This window comes from Companilactobacillus hulinensis (assembly GCF_003946555.1).
Classification (GTDB): Bacteria; Bacillota; Bacilli; order Lactobacillales; family Lactobacillaceae; genus Companilactobacillus; species Companilactobacillus hulinensis.
On sequence record NZ_RHOO01000025.1, the window covers coordinates 25,105 to 39,262 of the forward strand.

24 protein-coding genes are annotated in these 14,158 nt (G+C 34.1%); 6 read left to right on the top strand and 18 right to left on the bottom strand.

What is annotated here, in order from left to right; all coding sequences use genetic code 11:
* Positions 1–12 precede the first annotated feature (12 nt).
* From EKM66_RS10690 to EKM66_RS10755, 14 genes are all read right to left on the bottom strand, one after another.
* Positions 13–507, bottom strand: coding sequence for a hypothetical protein (locus EKM66_RS10690; RefSeq protein WP_125764453.1), 495 nt, complete (start codon positions 505–507; stop codon positions 13–15).
* 4 nt (positions 508–511) lie between these two features.
* On the bottom strand, positions 512–973 hold the full coding sequence (locus EKM66_RS10695) for a class I SAM-dependent methyltransferase (protein WP_125764455.1): 462 nt from the start codon (positions 971–973) through the stop codon (positions 512–514).
* Positions 974–1,071: 98 nt separating this feature from the next.
* Positions 1,072–1,305: a hypothetical protein gene (locus EKM66_RS10700; RefSeq protein WP_125764457.1), complete on the bottom strand. Its 234-nt coding sequence runs from the start codon at positions 1,303–1,305 to the stop codon at positions 1,072–1,074.
* 11 nt (positions 1,306–1,316) lie between these two features.
* On the bottom strand, positions 1,317–1,502 hold the full coding sequence (locus EKM66_RS10705; protein ID WP_125764459.1) for a hypothetical protein: 186 nt from the start codon (positions 1,500–1,502) through the stop codon (positions 1,317–1,319).
* Between the two features lie 67 nt (positions 1,503–1,569).
* Positions 1,570–2,313 carry a hypothetical protein gene (locus EKM66_RS10710; protein ID WP_125764461.1) on the bottom strand — a complete coding sequence of 248 codons (744 nt, stop codon included), beginning with the start codon at positions 2,311–2,313 and terminating at the stop codon, positions 1,570–1,572.
* A 9-nt stretch (positions 2,314–2,322) separates the two neighbouring features.
* Entirely contained in the window at positions 2,323–2,775 is a 453-nt protein-coding gene (locus EKM66_RS10715) for a hypothetical protein (protein WP_125764463.1), read from the bottom strand.
* A 17-nt stretch (positions 2,776–2,792) separates the two neighbouring features.
* Positions 2,793–3,341 carry a single-stranded DNA-binding protein gene (gene ssb, locus EKM66_RS10720; RefSeq protein WP_125764465.1) on the bottom strand — a complete coding sequence of 183 codons (549 nt, stop codon included), beginning with the start codon at positions 3,339–3,341 and terminating at the stop codon, positions 2,793–2,795.
* Complete coding sequence (locus EKM66_RS10725) at positions 3,331–3,606, bottom strand: hypothetical protein (RefSeq protein WP_125764467.1); 276 nt, start codon at positions 3,604–3,606, stop codon at positions 3,331–3,333. The genes ssb and EKM66_RS10725 overlap by 11 nt, the downstream gene beginning before the upstream one ends.
* 10 nt (positions 3,607–3,616) lie before the next feature.
* Positions 3,617–4,387 (bottom strand): ATP-binding protein, encoded by a 771-nt coding sequence (locus EKM66_RS10730; RefSeq protein ID WP_125764469.1) that lies wholly within the window; start codon positions 4,385–4,387, stop codon positions 3,617–3,619.
* Between the two features lie 12 nt (positions 4,388–4,399).
* The gene (locus EKM66_RS10735) at positions 4,400–5,161 is read right to left on the bottom strand and encodes a helix-turn-helix domain-containing protein (RefSeq protein WP_125764471.1); all 762 of its coding nucleotides are present in this window, start codon (positions 5,159–5,161) and stop codon (positions 4,400–4,402) included.
* A 2-nt stretch (positions 5,162–5,163) separates the two neighbouring features.
* Positions 5,164–5,820: a putative HNHc nuclease gene (locus EKM66_RS10740; RefSeq protein WP_125764473.1), complete on the bottom strand. Its 657-nt coding sequence runs from the start codon at positions 5,818–5,820 to the stop codon at positions 5,164–5,166.
* Complete coding sequence (locus tag EKM66_RS10745) at positions 5,820–6,617, bottom strand: ERF family protein (RefSeq protein ID WP_125764475.1); 798 nt, start codon at positions 6,615–6,617, stop codon at positions 5,820–5,822. Before EKM66_RS10745 ends, EKM66_RS10740 begins: the two co-directional genes overlap by 1 nt.
* Before the next feature lie 3 nt (positions 6,618–6,620).
* Entirely contained in the window at positions 6,621–7,532 is a 912-nt protein-coding gene (locus EKM66_RS10750) for a DUF1351 domain-containing protein (RefSeq protein ID WP_125764476.1), read from the bottom strand.
* Between the two features lie 49 nt (positions 7,533–7,581).
* Entirely contained in the window at positions 7,582–7,770 is a 189-nt protein-coding gene (locus tag EKM66_RS10755; RefSeq protein ID WP_125764479.1) for a hypothetical protein, read from the bottom strand.
* A gap of 49 nt (positions 7,771–7,819) precedes the next feature.
* On the opposite strand from EKM66_RS10755, the gene EKM66_RS10760 reads away from it, so the two are divergent.
* A complete protein-coding gene (locus EKM66_RS10760) occupies positions 7,820–8,326 on the top strand; it encodes a hypothetical protein (protein WP_125764481.1) in 507 nt (168 codons plus the stop codon).
* Between the two features lie 195 nt (positions 8,327–8,521).
* Here the strand turns inward: EKM66_RS10760 and EKM66_RS10765 are convergent, their stop codons facing one another.
* The 4 genes from EKM66_RS10765 to EKM66_RS10780 all read right to left on the bottom strand — a co-directional run bounded on the left by EKM66_RS10765 (position 8,522) and on the right by EKM66_RS10780 (position 10,128).
* The gene (locus EKM66_RS10765; protein ID WP_125764483.1) at positions 8,522–8,728 is read right to left on the bottom strand and encodes a DNA-binding protein; all 207 of its coding nucleotides are present in this window, start codon (positions 8,726–8,728) and stop codon (positions 8,522–8,524) included.
* A 137-nt stretch (positions 8,729–8,865) separates the two neighbouring features.
* Positions 8,866–9,123 carry a hypothetical protein gene (locus tag EKM66_RS10770; RefSeq protein WP_125764485.1) on the bottom strand — a complete coding sequence of 86 codons (258 nt, stop codon included), beginning with the start codon at positions 9,121–9,123 and terminating at the stop codon, positions 8,866–8,868.
* Positions 9,124–9,924: an ORF6N domain-containing protein gene (locus EKM66_RS10775; RefSeq protein WP_125764488.1), complete on the bottom strand. Its 801-nt coding sequence runs from the start codon at positions 9,922–9,924 to the stop codon at positions 9,124–9,126. It abuts the gene before it with no gap.
* Positions 9,925–10,128, bottom strand: coding sequence for an XRE family transcriptional regulator (locus EKM66_RS10780; RefSeq protein ID WP_125764490.1), 204 nt, complete (start codon positions 10,126–10,128; stop codon positions 9,925–9,927). It abuts the gene before it with no gap.
* A gap of 248 nt (positions 10,129–10,376) precedes the next feature.
* On the opposite strand from EKM66_RS10780, the gene EKM66_RS10785 reads away from it, so the two are divergent.
* The 5 genes from EKM66_RS10785 (at position 10,377) to EKM66_RS10805 (ending at position 14,060) form a co-directional block, all read left to right on the top strand.
* Positions 10,377–10,709, top strand: coding sequence for a helix-turn-helix domain-containing protein (locus tag EKM66_RS10785; RefSeq protein WP_125764492.1), 333 nt, complete (start codon positions 10,377–10,379; stop codon positions 10,707–10,709).
* Positions 10,699–11,109: an ImmA/IrrE family metallo-endopeptidase gene (locus EKM66_RS10790; protein WP_125764494.1), complete on the top strand. Its 411-nt coding sequence runs from the start codon at positions 10,699–10,701 to the stop codon at positions 11,107–11,109. The genes EKM66_RS10785 and EKM66_RS10790 overlap by 11 nt, the downstream gene beginning before the upstream one ends.
* Before the next feature lie 78 nt (positions 11,110–11,187).
* The gene (locus EKM66_RS10795; RefSeq protein ID WP_125764496.1) at positions 11,188–12,180 is read left to right on the top strand and encodes an HNH endonuclease; all 993 of its coding nucleotides are present in this window, start codon (positions 11,188–11,190) and stop codon (positions 12,178–12,180) included.
* A gap of 70 nt (positions 12,181–12,250) precedes the next feature.
* Positions 12,251–12,787 (top strand): hypothetical protein, encoded by a 537-nt coding sequence (locus EKM66_RS10800; protein WP_125764498.1) that lies wholly within the window; start codon positions 12,251–12,253, stop codon positions 12,785–12,787.
* A 124-nt stretch (positions 12,788–12,911) separates the two neighbouring features.
* A complete protein-coding gene (locus EKM66_RS10805; protein ID WP_164505135.1) occupies positions 12,912–14,060 on the top strand; it encodes a tyrosine-type recombinase/integrase in 1,149 nt (382 codons plus the stop codon).
* The last annotated feature ends 98 nt before the right edge of the window (positions 14,061–14,158 follow it).

Genomic DNA, 14,158 nt, shown 5'->3' on the forward strand with positions numbered 1-14,158 from the left:
CACTTTTTGACATCATTTTGACATGTCATTTAGACTATCTGCCCCAAACATCATGACTGACAACTGTTTCAAAGCTTTACGCTCATCACGCCTAATCGTATTATCATCAACAGAATATTTTTCAGATAACGTTGTATAAGTCATCTGTTTAGGGGCAATATACAATCTATAAATCACATCATATCGTCTGTTTCCTTCTCCAACCGAGTTTTCACAAATACTCTTATACTTCGACAAAATAGTATTAACAAAGGTCATAAGTTCCTTGGAACGAGCTCTATAGCCCAATAATGAGTATAAACTCAATTCATATTTCGAAAGTTTAACATCATCTTCCAATTGCGGTAATTCAACATTCAGATGGTTTTCCAAGTATTTATAATTAACGAGTAATACTTTTACATTACGTAATTTCTTTTCAGATTCAAGCTTTTGAAATGAATCAGATTTTTTTACTAATTCACTTGCAAGTTTATTAATAGTTTCATCAGACAAATCTACCTTCATCGCTTCACTCCTTCATGAATACCAACCATCTAGTTTTTGAACGTTTATCTCCAAATAATGGTGCTATATTAAATAAATTCAGTACCTTGTTCATTGAAATTTGTTCAGTATTCCATTTAAAAATCAAGGTTCCTTTGGGCTTCAGAACTCTCATACATTCTCTAAATCCAATTGATAAATCATGTTCCCATGTATTCGGATTTAAAGTTCCATACTTTTTTGCTAACCATGAATTTTTTCCAGCATTAATTAAATTAGGTGGATCGAACACCACAGTATAAAATGTGTTATCAGGAAAAGGTATCTCCCTAAAATCTGCAACTATATCTGGACTAATTGATAATTTGCGACCATCACTCAATTCTGTGTTCAGTTCTCTATTATCCATAAAAACGACATTTGAATTGTTTTTGTCATACCAAAACATCCTTGAACCACAACAAACGTCTAATATCAGTTTATTCATCTGACTGTTCCCTTCGCTCATGCCTATCCTTAACTGGAATAGATACAATCATTACTAATATAAATACAATTATCAATCCAGCGGACAACACGATAAGTTTACTCATCATCTTTCACCTCAAAATCTGCACTGTAGCAAAAGTAATCAGCAATATCTTTCACAAACAAATTTTCATCAGCGCAATTTAAAAGTACATCTAACATTTCTGGATATCTATATTCATCCATATCCATACTTTGAACAATTGTTAATGCTGTTTCGCCACGGTCTTGTGCGTCCATTAATTCTTTTATAGCACCAGTCGTCCAGTCGTAGATCACTCTTTTGCTCATTTGTATTCCTCCTAAAAGGGATAAGATACATCCCTCAAAATGTCATTCTTGGTTCTCTCATCAAGATTCTTACGTGCCTGCCTAAAATCTGAGGTCATTGGATGATTTGATAAATACGTAATAGTTTTTTCCAAACTCTGGCACTGATCATCAAATACTCTTTCAACAGTTGCACGATAAATATCTTCATTATTCATACAATCACCTACTTCGAATTAATCTTCTTGAAGTATGTACATCAAAAATTTCCATTTAAGTCACCTCCTAAGAGATGACAACTACATGATCAGCTTTAATTTCTCTACCCAAATTTAATTTAAGATACTCAGAAATATTCTGCATAGCTTTGTTCTTCCACGCACCACCATCTGCTTCAAAAATAGCTGCACACATACCTTCACGCATCCTGAATACAAACTTACTCTCAGGTTGTGCAACCTCAATAAAAGTACGATATGGTGCAAGGGTAACAGGATTAGGCACCTTAACCTTTGATACTGAAGCAACACCTGATTTAATCGTCACAGCTTGGGATGTACCATCATCACTTGATGAAGTCACTTCCTCTTCTTTCAAATTGCCAATAACTTTCAATAACAATTCTTGATCATCACTATCAACAAACTGAGACTGCAACATAATATTCATGCTTTCTTGATCAAGAAATTGTTCAAAATAAATTTCTGGCAACGATGCGTTAACTTCAATTAATTTTTCACGTTGTCCATAACTATCAATTGCACCATATACATCGATTGACGATGGTGACTTAATTTGAACAAACAATTTTCTATCTTTACGCTCATCCATATTTTGAATCAAATCAACCAATCCGGTCAATGTACTAATATTCACTGACCTATCTGCAATATCAGGAGGAATCACCAGATGGATATTCCCACGACCATCAACGCTATATGTTTTATCTCCAACCTCAAAAGTCTTATTGTTATGTGCTTCTAAAGTTAGTTCACCAATTTTATCAATTAATTCTATTGTTAAATCCATCGTATTCACCTATGCTTTCTTATTTTGCAAATCAATTACTTTTTCCGATTTTGGTTCCTTAATATCCGAATCCTCTTCTTCAACTTCATCTACAGGTTTTCCCGTATCAGTTTTCAATGTACTATCCTTTGAATCAAAGTATGTTTGTCCAGGGGTTCCTGACTTCAATTCATTAGCAGCAATCATCCCTGTATTCTCATCTCGACCAACAAGCATTGTTGTGCTTAAACCGACTTGAGGAGCTAAATTAGATTTAATTTCAGCAACTACATCAATAGCATCCCTGTTGTCATTTGGTTTGTATGTTAAACCGATGGTTATTTTTCGTTTGGCTTTAGCATCAGTATTTGGATCCAAAATATTTTCACTTAGCTTCTTTAACTCTTTGGTAAATTTTTCTTGCAATCCACCTTCAGCAATTTCTGATAGTTTGAAGTTAATTACCTTATCAATTTCACTCATTATTTCACCTCATAAATTTAAAATGGTAAGTCATCATCACTTACATTTACGCCACCCGATTTAAATGGATCTGACATATTGTTATTGCCACTACGATTACTATTTTGCTGTCCTGACCCAAACGGACTTGTATTCCCAAATTGCGGACGTTGACTATTGTTATTCTGATAGTTATTGCGATTCTGATTATTGTTCTTGTTATATGACTGCTGATTACTTTGACCAGAGCCACTATTGTTGTTTCCATTATTAGTATTAATAAATGAAAATTCATCAACGACTAATTCTGTAACATAGACAGTAATACCTTGGTTATTCTCATAATTACGTGTTTGTAATCTGCCATCTATAGCAACTAATGAACCTTTATGAGTCCACTGGCTAAATGTTTCGGCAGCTTTCCTCCAAATAACGCAGTTAATAAAGTCCGCCTCTCGCTCACCTTGAGCATTAGTATAGTTACGGTTAACAGCCAATGTGAAACTTCCTGCCGCTGTACCGTTGCTTGTATATCTCAAATCAACATCTTTGGTTAATCGACCTACTAGAATACTTCTATTCAGCATCGGTATTACCTCCACCAAATAATTTCAAATCATCCTCGAGCTCTTTTCTAATATCAGTAGCACAAGCATTCATAATCAGTAGGCCATTAATGACTTCCTGATTGCCACGATAGACATCACTAAACTTTCTAAGGTTTTTCATCAAATCTAGTGATTTAGAAGTCTCAAATTGTGTGCTCTTAACTAGATTATCAATTGTCGTCAGTTCACGTTTTGCCATTAGCGGTCCAGTTTCACTGAATCCATATTCTTCTTGTGTAAGCATGGTTATCCTCCTAAATATTTCTCATATCCTTAGAATTAAATACAATTACGTTTTCTTTTTTCTTAGCAATCAGACGACTATAAATTTTAGAATTATAAATTCTTTGAATTTCGGAGCTAGTGTTATTAGTCGTCACAATATTTGTTTTGCTTTTTCTTGAATCACATATTCTGAATAATGCCCTTTGTACGTAATCTTTTGACTGAGGAACCAGTTTACCAGGATCAGAACTCTGTAAAGTTGACTCGCTTCCTAAATCATCTAGGACTAGCACGTCACAATTACGAATACATTTCTCCATTTTTCTGGCATCCCCACCATCTGAACCATTAAATGAAGCAGTTTCTAAATCCATCAGCATAGCAACACTTACAAATAAGCATTTCAATTTAACATTTCGATTATTGATATAGTTCAAAATGCTGATTGCTAACATTGTCTTACCAGCTCCGGCGATTCCAGAAAATGTAAAATTTCCAAGTTCTCCGGTAGCAATTCTTTGAGCAATGTTTTGAGCCTTCTGTAATTCATTAAACTGCAGTTGATCATTCACCTTAAATTCATCGAAATTTTGTTTCAAGTCATCCCAATCACTGATTAATGAACTATTAAACATTCTCTTACGTTCTTGGTTGATAAATACTTGTGTGAACTCTGCAGACTTTAATCGCTCACGTTCATCACGCTGCTTAATTACCTCATCAACATTAATGGGCGTAATTCCATGTTCCTTTTGAATCCTAGTCATAGTCTTCTGCATTGCATCTCCAAAAGATTCCAAATATATAACCTCCTAAAACAATGGATCATAAGTTAAATCAGCTATTGTTTGATTTTTCTTATTAAATTCTTGAATTGCTTGTATCGCCATCTGATCATATTGTTTACGAAGTTTAGATGGTGATATGACTACTCGGGTCCAGAATTCATTCTTCCGAGACCAGTCAATCATGTTTCTAATTTTCTTATAACTACGATTGTCCCTTTCATGCATCAATCTGATAGAATCAGCCCATTTTTGTAAATTAGGTTTCTTAAAATCAGGACTACTCTCCAATATTTTTTTGTACATATAATCAGCTAGCTTATAGTTTTCATCACTCTCGTCATAAGTCCTAGACTTGTGACTATTTTTATTAGTACTTGGTTCTTTAGTACTTGGTTCTTTAGTACTTAGTAGTGTTGGATTATCCGACAGCGGGTTTCCCGACAACGGATTATCCGTCGACGGGTTTTCCGTCTGCGGTGAAATCATTGATATATCAGGCTCATCGTAAATTTTCCAATCCTTCTGACCAAACTTACCTCTGCCTTCTCTTTTTTGAAGTCTAACAAGGTATCCCGACTTCTCCAATTCTTGGAGTCCTTTTCTAACAGAATCTCTGCCATCCTTACTATGTTCCATTAATTCCGTTTCATAAAAAGTCCAGTCATCAGGTAAACTCAGCATGTAAGCAAGTAGCCCTTTAGCTTTAAGTGACAATCTCTTGTCCTTCAAACCGGTATTCCCAATAATTGTGAAATTCGTTTTTCTTTTTGCTCTTACAATAGCCATGACTAACCTCCTATTCTTAATTGTTTACGATCATCAGCATCCAGTTTTATAGGTTTGATGTGATAACGTTGTAGGAACGTCATAACTCCGATTTTGTGCTGTTCAGTATGATGTATTCTACAAAGTGCCATAAAGAAGAATCCACTATGATTAATTTGTCGCCTATTTCGACCCATGCCGACTGTTTGTAAGTGAGCTATATCTGCATGTCTACCACAAATACAACAACGCCTATGCTTCAAGCATCTGTACTGCATTGAGTAATCATTTGGCAATAGGTCCCATGTTCTGGTCTTAAACGGTACATCATATTCAAAGCAAAAATCTAACAACCAACTGATATACTCTTTTGCCTGTGTCATTGAACAATTAGACAAACTAAACTCATCCTTACCGGTCTCAGTTAGATACTTCCATTTCATAATTTGTGGTGTCTCTTTCTCGACCATATAGCCAGACCAATCACTGATATCTCCAATCAGAGCGTATATTTTGCCCCTCTGCTCAACTGAAATTGTTCTACCATCTGAGATACTCACTTCAATCATTGGTTGCTTACCACTGGAAAGTTTGCTCAATTTAAAAGCATCAATATCATCATCAAGTTCAGCACTAATCCTGTTACCATTTATGGATAACAACTTTCCAAAGAATTCCATTATCCATTAAGCTGCTTTAATGTTTCTTCAACTGAAATCTTTTGTTGATTGAGATAAATAAGGATTTCATCAGCCGTTTTATCTTCCAAATGACCATAGTCAGCATTAGGAAAATTCTTCATAACCGTCTCAAAGATGGCATTTGGATCAGTCTTCATTAAATCCGCAAGATTTTGCATTTGTGTTTTGATCTGATTCATCTTTGCTGTATTTGCATAACTAACTTGTTGTCTCGACTGCATTTGATTATTGAAATTATCAAAGATATTGAATGGCTCCACTGGTGGATAATTATTCTGTTGTTGATTAAAGTTCTGAGGTTGTGATTGCTGATTGTTATTCCAATCTTGTTCGGGGTCATCGCCAGTTGTCATTAGAAACGTCTGCATCAAGAAGTTCTTCTGTGCACCTGTCTCAGCTTTGTAAATTGCTTTATCCCCTGAATCCATACCAACACCAGGCATTGAACCGTGAATACTATCGATGCCATCCGTGATTTCAAAACTGCCCATTACAGATACAAAATTTAAATTTGTACCTTTACCAGTCTTCGCACTCCAAATATTTAAAATTTCATAATTAGGAATGATACTAATACCCTGTTCAGCTAGCTTATTTTGTAAGTTGGCTTTAACCGCTGCTTCAGTCACGTAGTCATAATTTTGGTTTTTATTATGTCCATCCTTTTCAATTTTTTCTAAACCTTTTTGAACAATGGATATTTTAGAAATAAGATTTGAGTTATCTGGCTTACTGTCTACAGAAATTGAACTGACTTCATCATTTTTTTCAACCATTTATTACACCTCACTCATTTTATTAATAACTTCAGATACTACTTCAAAGGAGTTCTTGAACTGGTTGACTTGTTGCATCGCTTGAATGATTCCGGCTTGTGTACCAGTCAACTTAATGGATACAGTGAACTCAGAAGGCTTGTTCTCAATTACTTCGCCAGTCTCAGTATCGATGACTTTATCACCAACCTTTTGTTGTAATGCTTCTCGTGTAGCTTTTTCAGCTTCAGCATGTTTCTGTGCAGCAATTTTTTCGTTCTCTTGGTCAATTAAAAACTGATCAATCGAATCAATGACTTCTGCCGCATCACGTTCATTACTCAATTGAGCAACCCAGCCTGCTGGATCAATATCTTTCAATTTACAATGTTCTTCAATCAACCGTTTATTGATTTCATATGCCTTGTGTTGACGTTGCAACAACTTCACACCATCAGTAATTTGTTCAATTAGTTTCTTACGAGTAATACTTTTATTAGTCCATTTAGGGTCAAATGGCACTTCATTACGATTAATGTTATATTCAGATGCAATTTCAGCTATCAATGCTAATACGCTGTCTTTACGTTCCTGTCGTTGATTCTCTTCAACCTTTTTAATGCCGTCATCTAATGGATCTAACACAGCATCAATAATGGATGTCATATCTTTAACCTGTGCTTCAAATTCTTTAAGTGGCTTGTTATACTCACCCTTGATTTCTTTACGTTTGTCATCGAATCCTTTTTTCATTCGATTCAGATCAGCACGAACCAACTTATCCCCATCAACTGAATCAGCAGTTATAATTGACCAACCTTTATATTTCTCTGCATATTTCTTCACTTGTTCTTTGAATAATTCTTGATTGTTAATCTTGATTTCAGTTGGAGTATACGAAACTCCGAAATCAATAGTTGCTAAATCATTAGCCATATTTGAGCTACCTTTCGTGTTATAATTTGTTTGTTAAATATTTTTGAATCTAGTCGCCTACCAATGCCGTGGTAAGTGACTTTTTTATTTGGTTCATTTCATTGGCAGATTCAAGCAATTCTTTGACAGGATAATCTTTGCAGAATTCACACATTGCTTGTTGTCTGCCGTATTCAATACATGAATCTTGAAACTGTGTAAGTGAAATGCTAATTAACACTTTCAATACTTTGTTCATCGGAACACTTCCTTTGATATAATCTAAATAAATAGGAGTGAAATTTAAATTGAATGATTTTATAACCTTTCTTAAAGACGTACCACCTGCAACCTATGTATCATTACTTTCATTGCTAATAAGTTTTTCCCTTGCGCTCGAAAAATGGTTTTCATATCGGACAAAAATAGATATTAAGCAAGTTCAAATTGTTCAGTTATCTGATATCAGTTTTTTTATTCATTTTTACATAACTAACAAATCATCAAGAACACTTGGGATTTATAATCTGACCTTAAATGCCTTTAGATTAAATAAGCACTATCACAATTTCTCAAGAACTAACACAGACAAAGATACGAACGTATGGACATCGGCTTTCCCGATTAACATAAACCCCTGGGAACAACGAGAAATTCTTATAGAATTTGTAAATAAAGATGATAAACATCATATAAAAGATTTATTAGTCAAAGACGCAGTTGTTCACATTGAAACTAATAGGAAGAATTCATCATTTGAAATAAACTTAAAATCAGGCTCTATAGAATTAAAACAAGCACTGAAAGAATGGTAGATAGTATGAGCAACACCCACTAGACAAATTCTCTTGTTTTCATCTAACACCTCCGAAGTCGAAACAGTCTTTAATTACTCCCTTAATTCCATGGTGCTTGGTTAACAGATATACTGCTACCGAAATAAATATTGTGTAAAAGTAGAACATTTCAAAATTGATTTTCATATTTTGCCCCCACGGCTAATTTAATTTTTAATGTTGTTTCATGAATGCATCAATTTCTGATTTGCTATACCTAATAGTTCCATTTACATCATGAAACGGCAGATCACTAAACTTTGAATCAAATGTGTTATTTGCAATGCCGATATATGCAATTGTCTGTTTTTTGTTCATCCACTCATGTGGATAGTATTCTTTAAATAATTTTCTGAGCTCTTTAACTTCGATTTCTGTCAAGCTCGCCACCTTCCTCTGCTAATGTAATTTAGATAATCCATAATATTAGAGGTGATTATAATGATGGAAAATATTGTTTATACTCTTCAGTTTGATGGCGAAGACTCAAATAAGGAAGCCAAGCCTTGCCGATTTCATCAATGAAAGAGATGATTAAATCTCTCTCCCTTTGTAGAACTAACTGCAAAGGGCTTTTTTAATTCCAAAGTTTTTGCATACAAATATTTGTTTGAATAATATAAGACTTCATTTATCTCAGACATACTCAATCCACTATTTGCAAGCAACCCGACAACAGATATAAACATCTCCTTTGATTCAGGATTCATTTGATTGACTACTGATTGCAACAAATCAGAACTCGAATGTTTTATAAATGTTTTGTTACTATTCATTTATTTCACCTCCACATGCTCCTTAATGAATTTCAATCCCTCTTCGAAGTACAACCATTGTGGAACTTCCTTATCAGAGTGCTGTGACTTACTATTAGCCCAACGGCCAAACTCATTTTGACCAGGTTGATCAGATTTAATTCCAAATTTGTTGGCAATTCTTCCAACCTTGTTAGCCGAAATATTCAATTTATCTCCAACTTGACCTGCTGAGTATTCTCTCTTACTCATAACTGGAATAGTCATTTCACCAATTAGCTCTTTAGCAGCATCTGCTAATAATGTTTGTTTAGAAGAATTAGAATCAGTAGCCATTGCAATCCGATACATTAATGCTCCTCTACGAGTTGCTGCATTCTTTTCCATGATTTCTAAACGTTTGTTTTTAACAATCTCTGGGTTACTAGTTTTAATAGCTGTTCTCATATTGAAATAACTATCAACTAGTTGGTCATACACTTCCCATGCTTTATCGTCTTCGAGCAACTTCAACAACTTGCTATACCCACGCTCAGACAGTAGATAAATATTCTTAGTTGCATTAATTTGATTTTGACTAAATCCGCTATTGTTCAGAACAAGAGCGAAATTTCCAGATTTTAAATCAATGACGTCAATTCCATCTTTAAAACGATTGCGATTTCTATTAATTAATAGATTGATATTTCCAACTGTTTGTCCATGAATCAAAGCAATATCCTTAACCAACATCGCTTTCTTATTTTTTCCAAATCCGCCTTCAATACCAGTAAATTCAATTGATCCAAGTTTCTCTTTTCCAATGACTTTTAATTTATCCATTTATTCTCCTTCCTTTGATTTGTTTAATATGTATGTGGAAGTGACCCCAAGATAATCAGCAACCTTTTGTAAATTAGTTGCAGAAGGATCACTCACATTCCAACGCCTTATAATTCCATTTGGTAATTCCAAATCATGCTCAATTCTGTATATGCTGATATTTTTTTGCATAGCAATTACCTTTATAGTAGAAAATATTGACATTCAATTCTCCTTTCTAATAGAAAATTATCTATTTATCATATCTAATAGTATTGACATATAATAGATTATTATCTATTATATGGGTATAAGAAATAAACGTATCAACCCGCAATTGATACACAAAATATACTATTCCTTATGTGACTAGTTAGTTTGTTGCGCTCTACTTAAGCACAAACATACTATAATAGATTTAAATCTATTTGTCAACACGTAATGAGATAGTTTTCTATTGAAGGAAAATTATTATGAATGCAAAAGACAGAATCAAAGCACTATCCAATCAAAGACAAATTACGATTGCCGAACTAGAAAGAAAATTAGATTTTTCAAACGGAACAATTAATAAATGGAATAAGCAAAATCCATCTTCTGATAAATTAACTCAAGTAGCAAACTATTTTAACGTTTCAACCGACTACTTACTTGGAAGAACAAATGTAAAAAACGTCGCTGACAAAAAACCAGAGGCTGATTTAGCAGATGACGATGTGATCATGACTTTTGAGGGTCGCCCCATCCCTCCTGAGGATATTGAATTAATGAAACGATTATTAAGAGGTAGTCGCAATGATAAATGACGTTACGACATACTTAATGAACTTAGCATACGACAATAAAACCACTGTGATAATAGAAGATAAGTTTTCAGAATATACTCCTGCAGCCGTTAATACAAACACCAAAATAATTGTATTGAATAGCAAATGGTATCGTCCAAATCAAATACCATTTCAACTAGCACATGAACTGGGACATATATTAAACAACGACGGGGCGAAAGCATGTCTTTATTTCTCACCATCAAAATTCGGTATTGAAGGACATGCAAACAAAACTGCAATACATCTACTAGTTCCATTATTTTTTGGAGATACTGAATACATGCACGCAAATACTGTTAGATTTATGGACGCGTTTGGTATCCCACCTTATATGGAAAGCGTTGTTACAAGCGAAATCAAAGATTATTACAATTAATTTTTTGTCCAAAAACCGATGACATTAAAAGCTGCATCTTTACAGGAAAATCTTAACTAATACATAACGGGGGGAAATATGCAATATATTATAATCATAGTTATAGCACTAGTTATATTGGGGGTTCTTATTCAAGTTTGGCCAGCAATACTTCTTGCAGCACTAGGATACGGATTATATAGATTTATTAGATACAGAATGAAGGAAAAATATTTTCAGAGCCCTGAGTTCTTAGATCATAAGGCAAAAATAGATTCAACAATCAATGATTACAACGAAATATCTGATTATGTTAAAAGTATTCCTAATGATAATCAATTTATTCCAAATAATAGTGCTACAGCACATTCAGACTTAGCAACTTTTGAAAATACCAGCAGACAACAATATAAACGTGACAAAAATCAGAAACATTTAAATAAGGACAACGTATATTCAACTTCTCTTCAAGTTGTAAGGAAGGCTTCTGAACAACCAGTGAAATATCTTTGTAAGTACTTTGGCATTGATTCAACAGAGGAAAGCCTTAATCAACTTGAAGACATCGGTACAAATATTTCAAGGATGGAAAATACTGTTCATAACCTTGAACAAAGAAAAGACGAGATTCAAAGCAGCTTTAACCCACCAAAGTTTATTTTAAAATACTACAAAAAAGAACTTCTAGAAAAGACTGGTATGAAAGTTCCAGAGATAAACGTTGATTATGCAACATATACTTTTGAATATGTCAGTGCGGGCGGTAATAGTTCTCAGAAATCTACAATAACTTTTGATGGTAAGACTGTTGAAGCAGTATCTGAATATATATCTAATAAAATCAAATACAATAAATCGGCTAAAGCACAGCGATCATTAATGACAAATACTCTTAGAAATGCAATTAAAGAAAGAGATAATTATACTTGTCAAATGTGTCACGCATCCGTGGCTCAGCAAAGTCTACTATTACTCGAAGTAGATCATATTATTCCAGTATCAAAAGGTGGTATGACAACTCCGGATAATTTGCAAACTCTATGTTGGAAATGCAATCGTTCAAAATCCGATAAGTTAATCACATCATATTAGAAACATGTACACACATTCAGTAAATTCTTAATTTCAAAAATACAATTTAAGTAATTTAGGAGACTTTACTATGAAAACCAAAAGACTGGCTTTATACGGACTAACTATTCTTTTAGCTTCCACGCTTGTTGGATGTTCCAGTAGCAGCGACAATTCTTCTAGTAAGAAAACTAGCGATGATACTACAAAAACTAGCAAAAAGACCACTAAGAAAACAATTAAAAAGACTGCTACCAATAAAGATCAACTAGATTTAACAAAGTCAGATGTGGAAGAATTCAATCAAAGCTTGATAGATGGACTCAATGAAGATAAATCCTATGCTGATTCTGGGGATGATGGATATTCATATGCTAAATATATTGATACCTTAAGTTATGACAGCAACCGAGGACTAAGAATCAGTGTTACACCTGATTTTGTAAATCTAAGTGAATCTGACAAGAATACTTTTGCGGGCAAAGCTGTCGGTCTAGCAGAAGCACAATTGATCATCATTGGTAAAAACGAGGATGGCACTGACAAGATTCATTCAAATGTTTATCAAGCAGATACAAAACTAGGCAGTGCAAAATTTTCAAATAATAGAGAATTTAACTGGAATTAATAATGAAATTCTAAAAATTTAAATGAGTCTGACATAAGGCTTATTTATTTTTACCAAAATCATGAAAGGAAGTGATGCCTTACTACTCTTAAACACGCCCCCACGGCCCTTAGGAGAAAATAAAATGACCGAAATTAAAAAATATATTACAGATAATGGTACAACTGCTTATAAATTTAGAGCATATTTAGGTATTGATGAAAGAACTGGTAAAGAAGTAAAGGTTAGAAGAGCTGGTATCAAGACAAAAAGAGAAGCCAAACTTATGTTATCCAAACTAGAATTAGAATTCAGTAAGCGTGGCTTCAATCAATTAAGCACTTCCACATTTGAAGAAGTGTATAAAAAATGGTTTGAAACGTACAAAACTACAGTTAAAGAATCTACATATTCTAAAACTGAAGAACATTTCACACTTCATATTTTACCAGAAATCGGTAACATTAGAATTGATAGACTTAAAACCATTCATGTACAGGAAGCCGTCACAAAGTGGTTTAATGAAAAGCTAACTAGATATAAGCGATTCCTCAATTATGTCTACAGAGTCTTAGATTGGGCTTACAAGATGCAAATAATAGATGACAATGTGGCCAGTCGTGTTATCGTTCCAGTTAATAAAGAACAAATAAAAACTACTAAGAAGAATTACTACGATTTAGAAGAGTTAACACAATTTTTCAAATGTCTGCATGATATCGATAATCCACAAGCTGATATGTATTTCCGCCTATTAGCATTTACAGGTATGCGCAAAGGTGAATCTTTGGCATTAACTTGGAATGATGTAAATTTCGAAACTAGCCAAATCAGTATCACGAAAACACAAAGCCAAGGTGAACATGGCAGATTATTAATTACAACGCCAAAAACTGATACCAGTAATAGAACTGTGGATGTTGATGCTAAGACTATGCAGATGTTAAAGGCATGGCGTATAGAACAACACAAGCAGCTTCTAATGCTTGGCTTCAATTCTATCAAGCCTGATCAACTTGTATTCGCAAGTATCAAGAATAAAATGCATAATCCAATCAAACCTAGAAATTGGTTACAACTCGTAATCACTAGGTTTGACCTAAAACAAATCACAGTTCACGGATTTCGTCGAACTTATGCAACATTGGCTTTTGAGTCCGGTGCAACTATCAAAGAGGTACAAGCACAATTAGGGCATGCAAATTACAAAACGACGGCCAATATTTATGTCGAAGTTACTAAGAAACAGAGTAGAGAAACGGCTAATAAATTCGCAAAATACGTCAATATTTAGTCGGACCACCTATCGGACCACTCCAAAGCATTTGTGCTTCAAAATACACTTGTACCAGTAGTTCAGGTAGTATCGTAAATAGTCCCTACTTGCCCAAT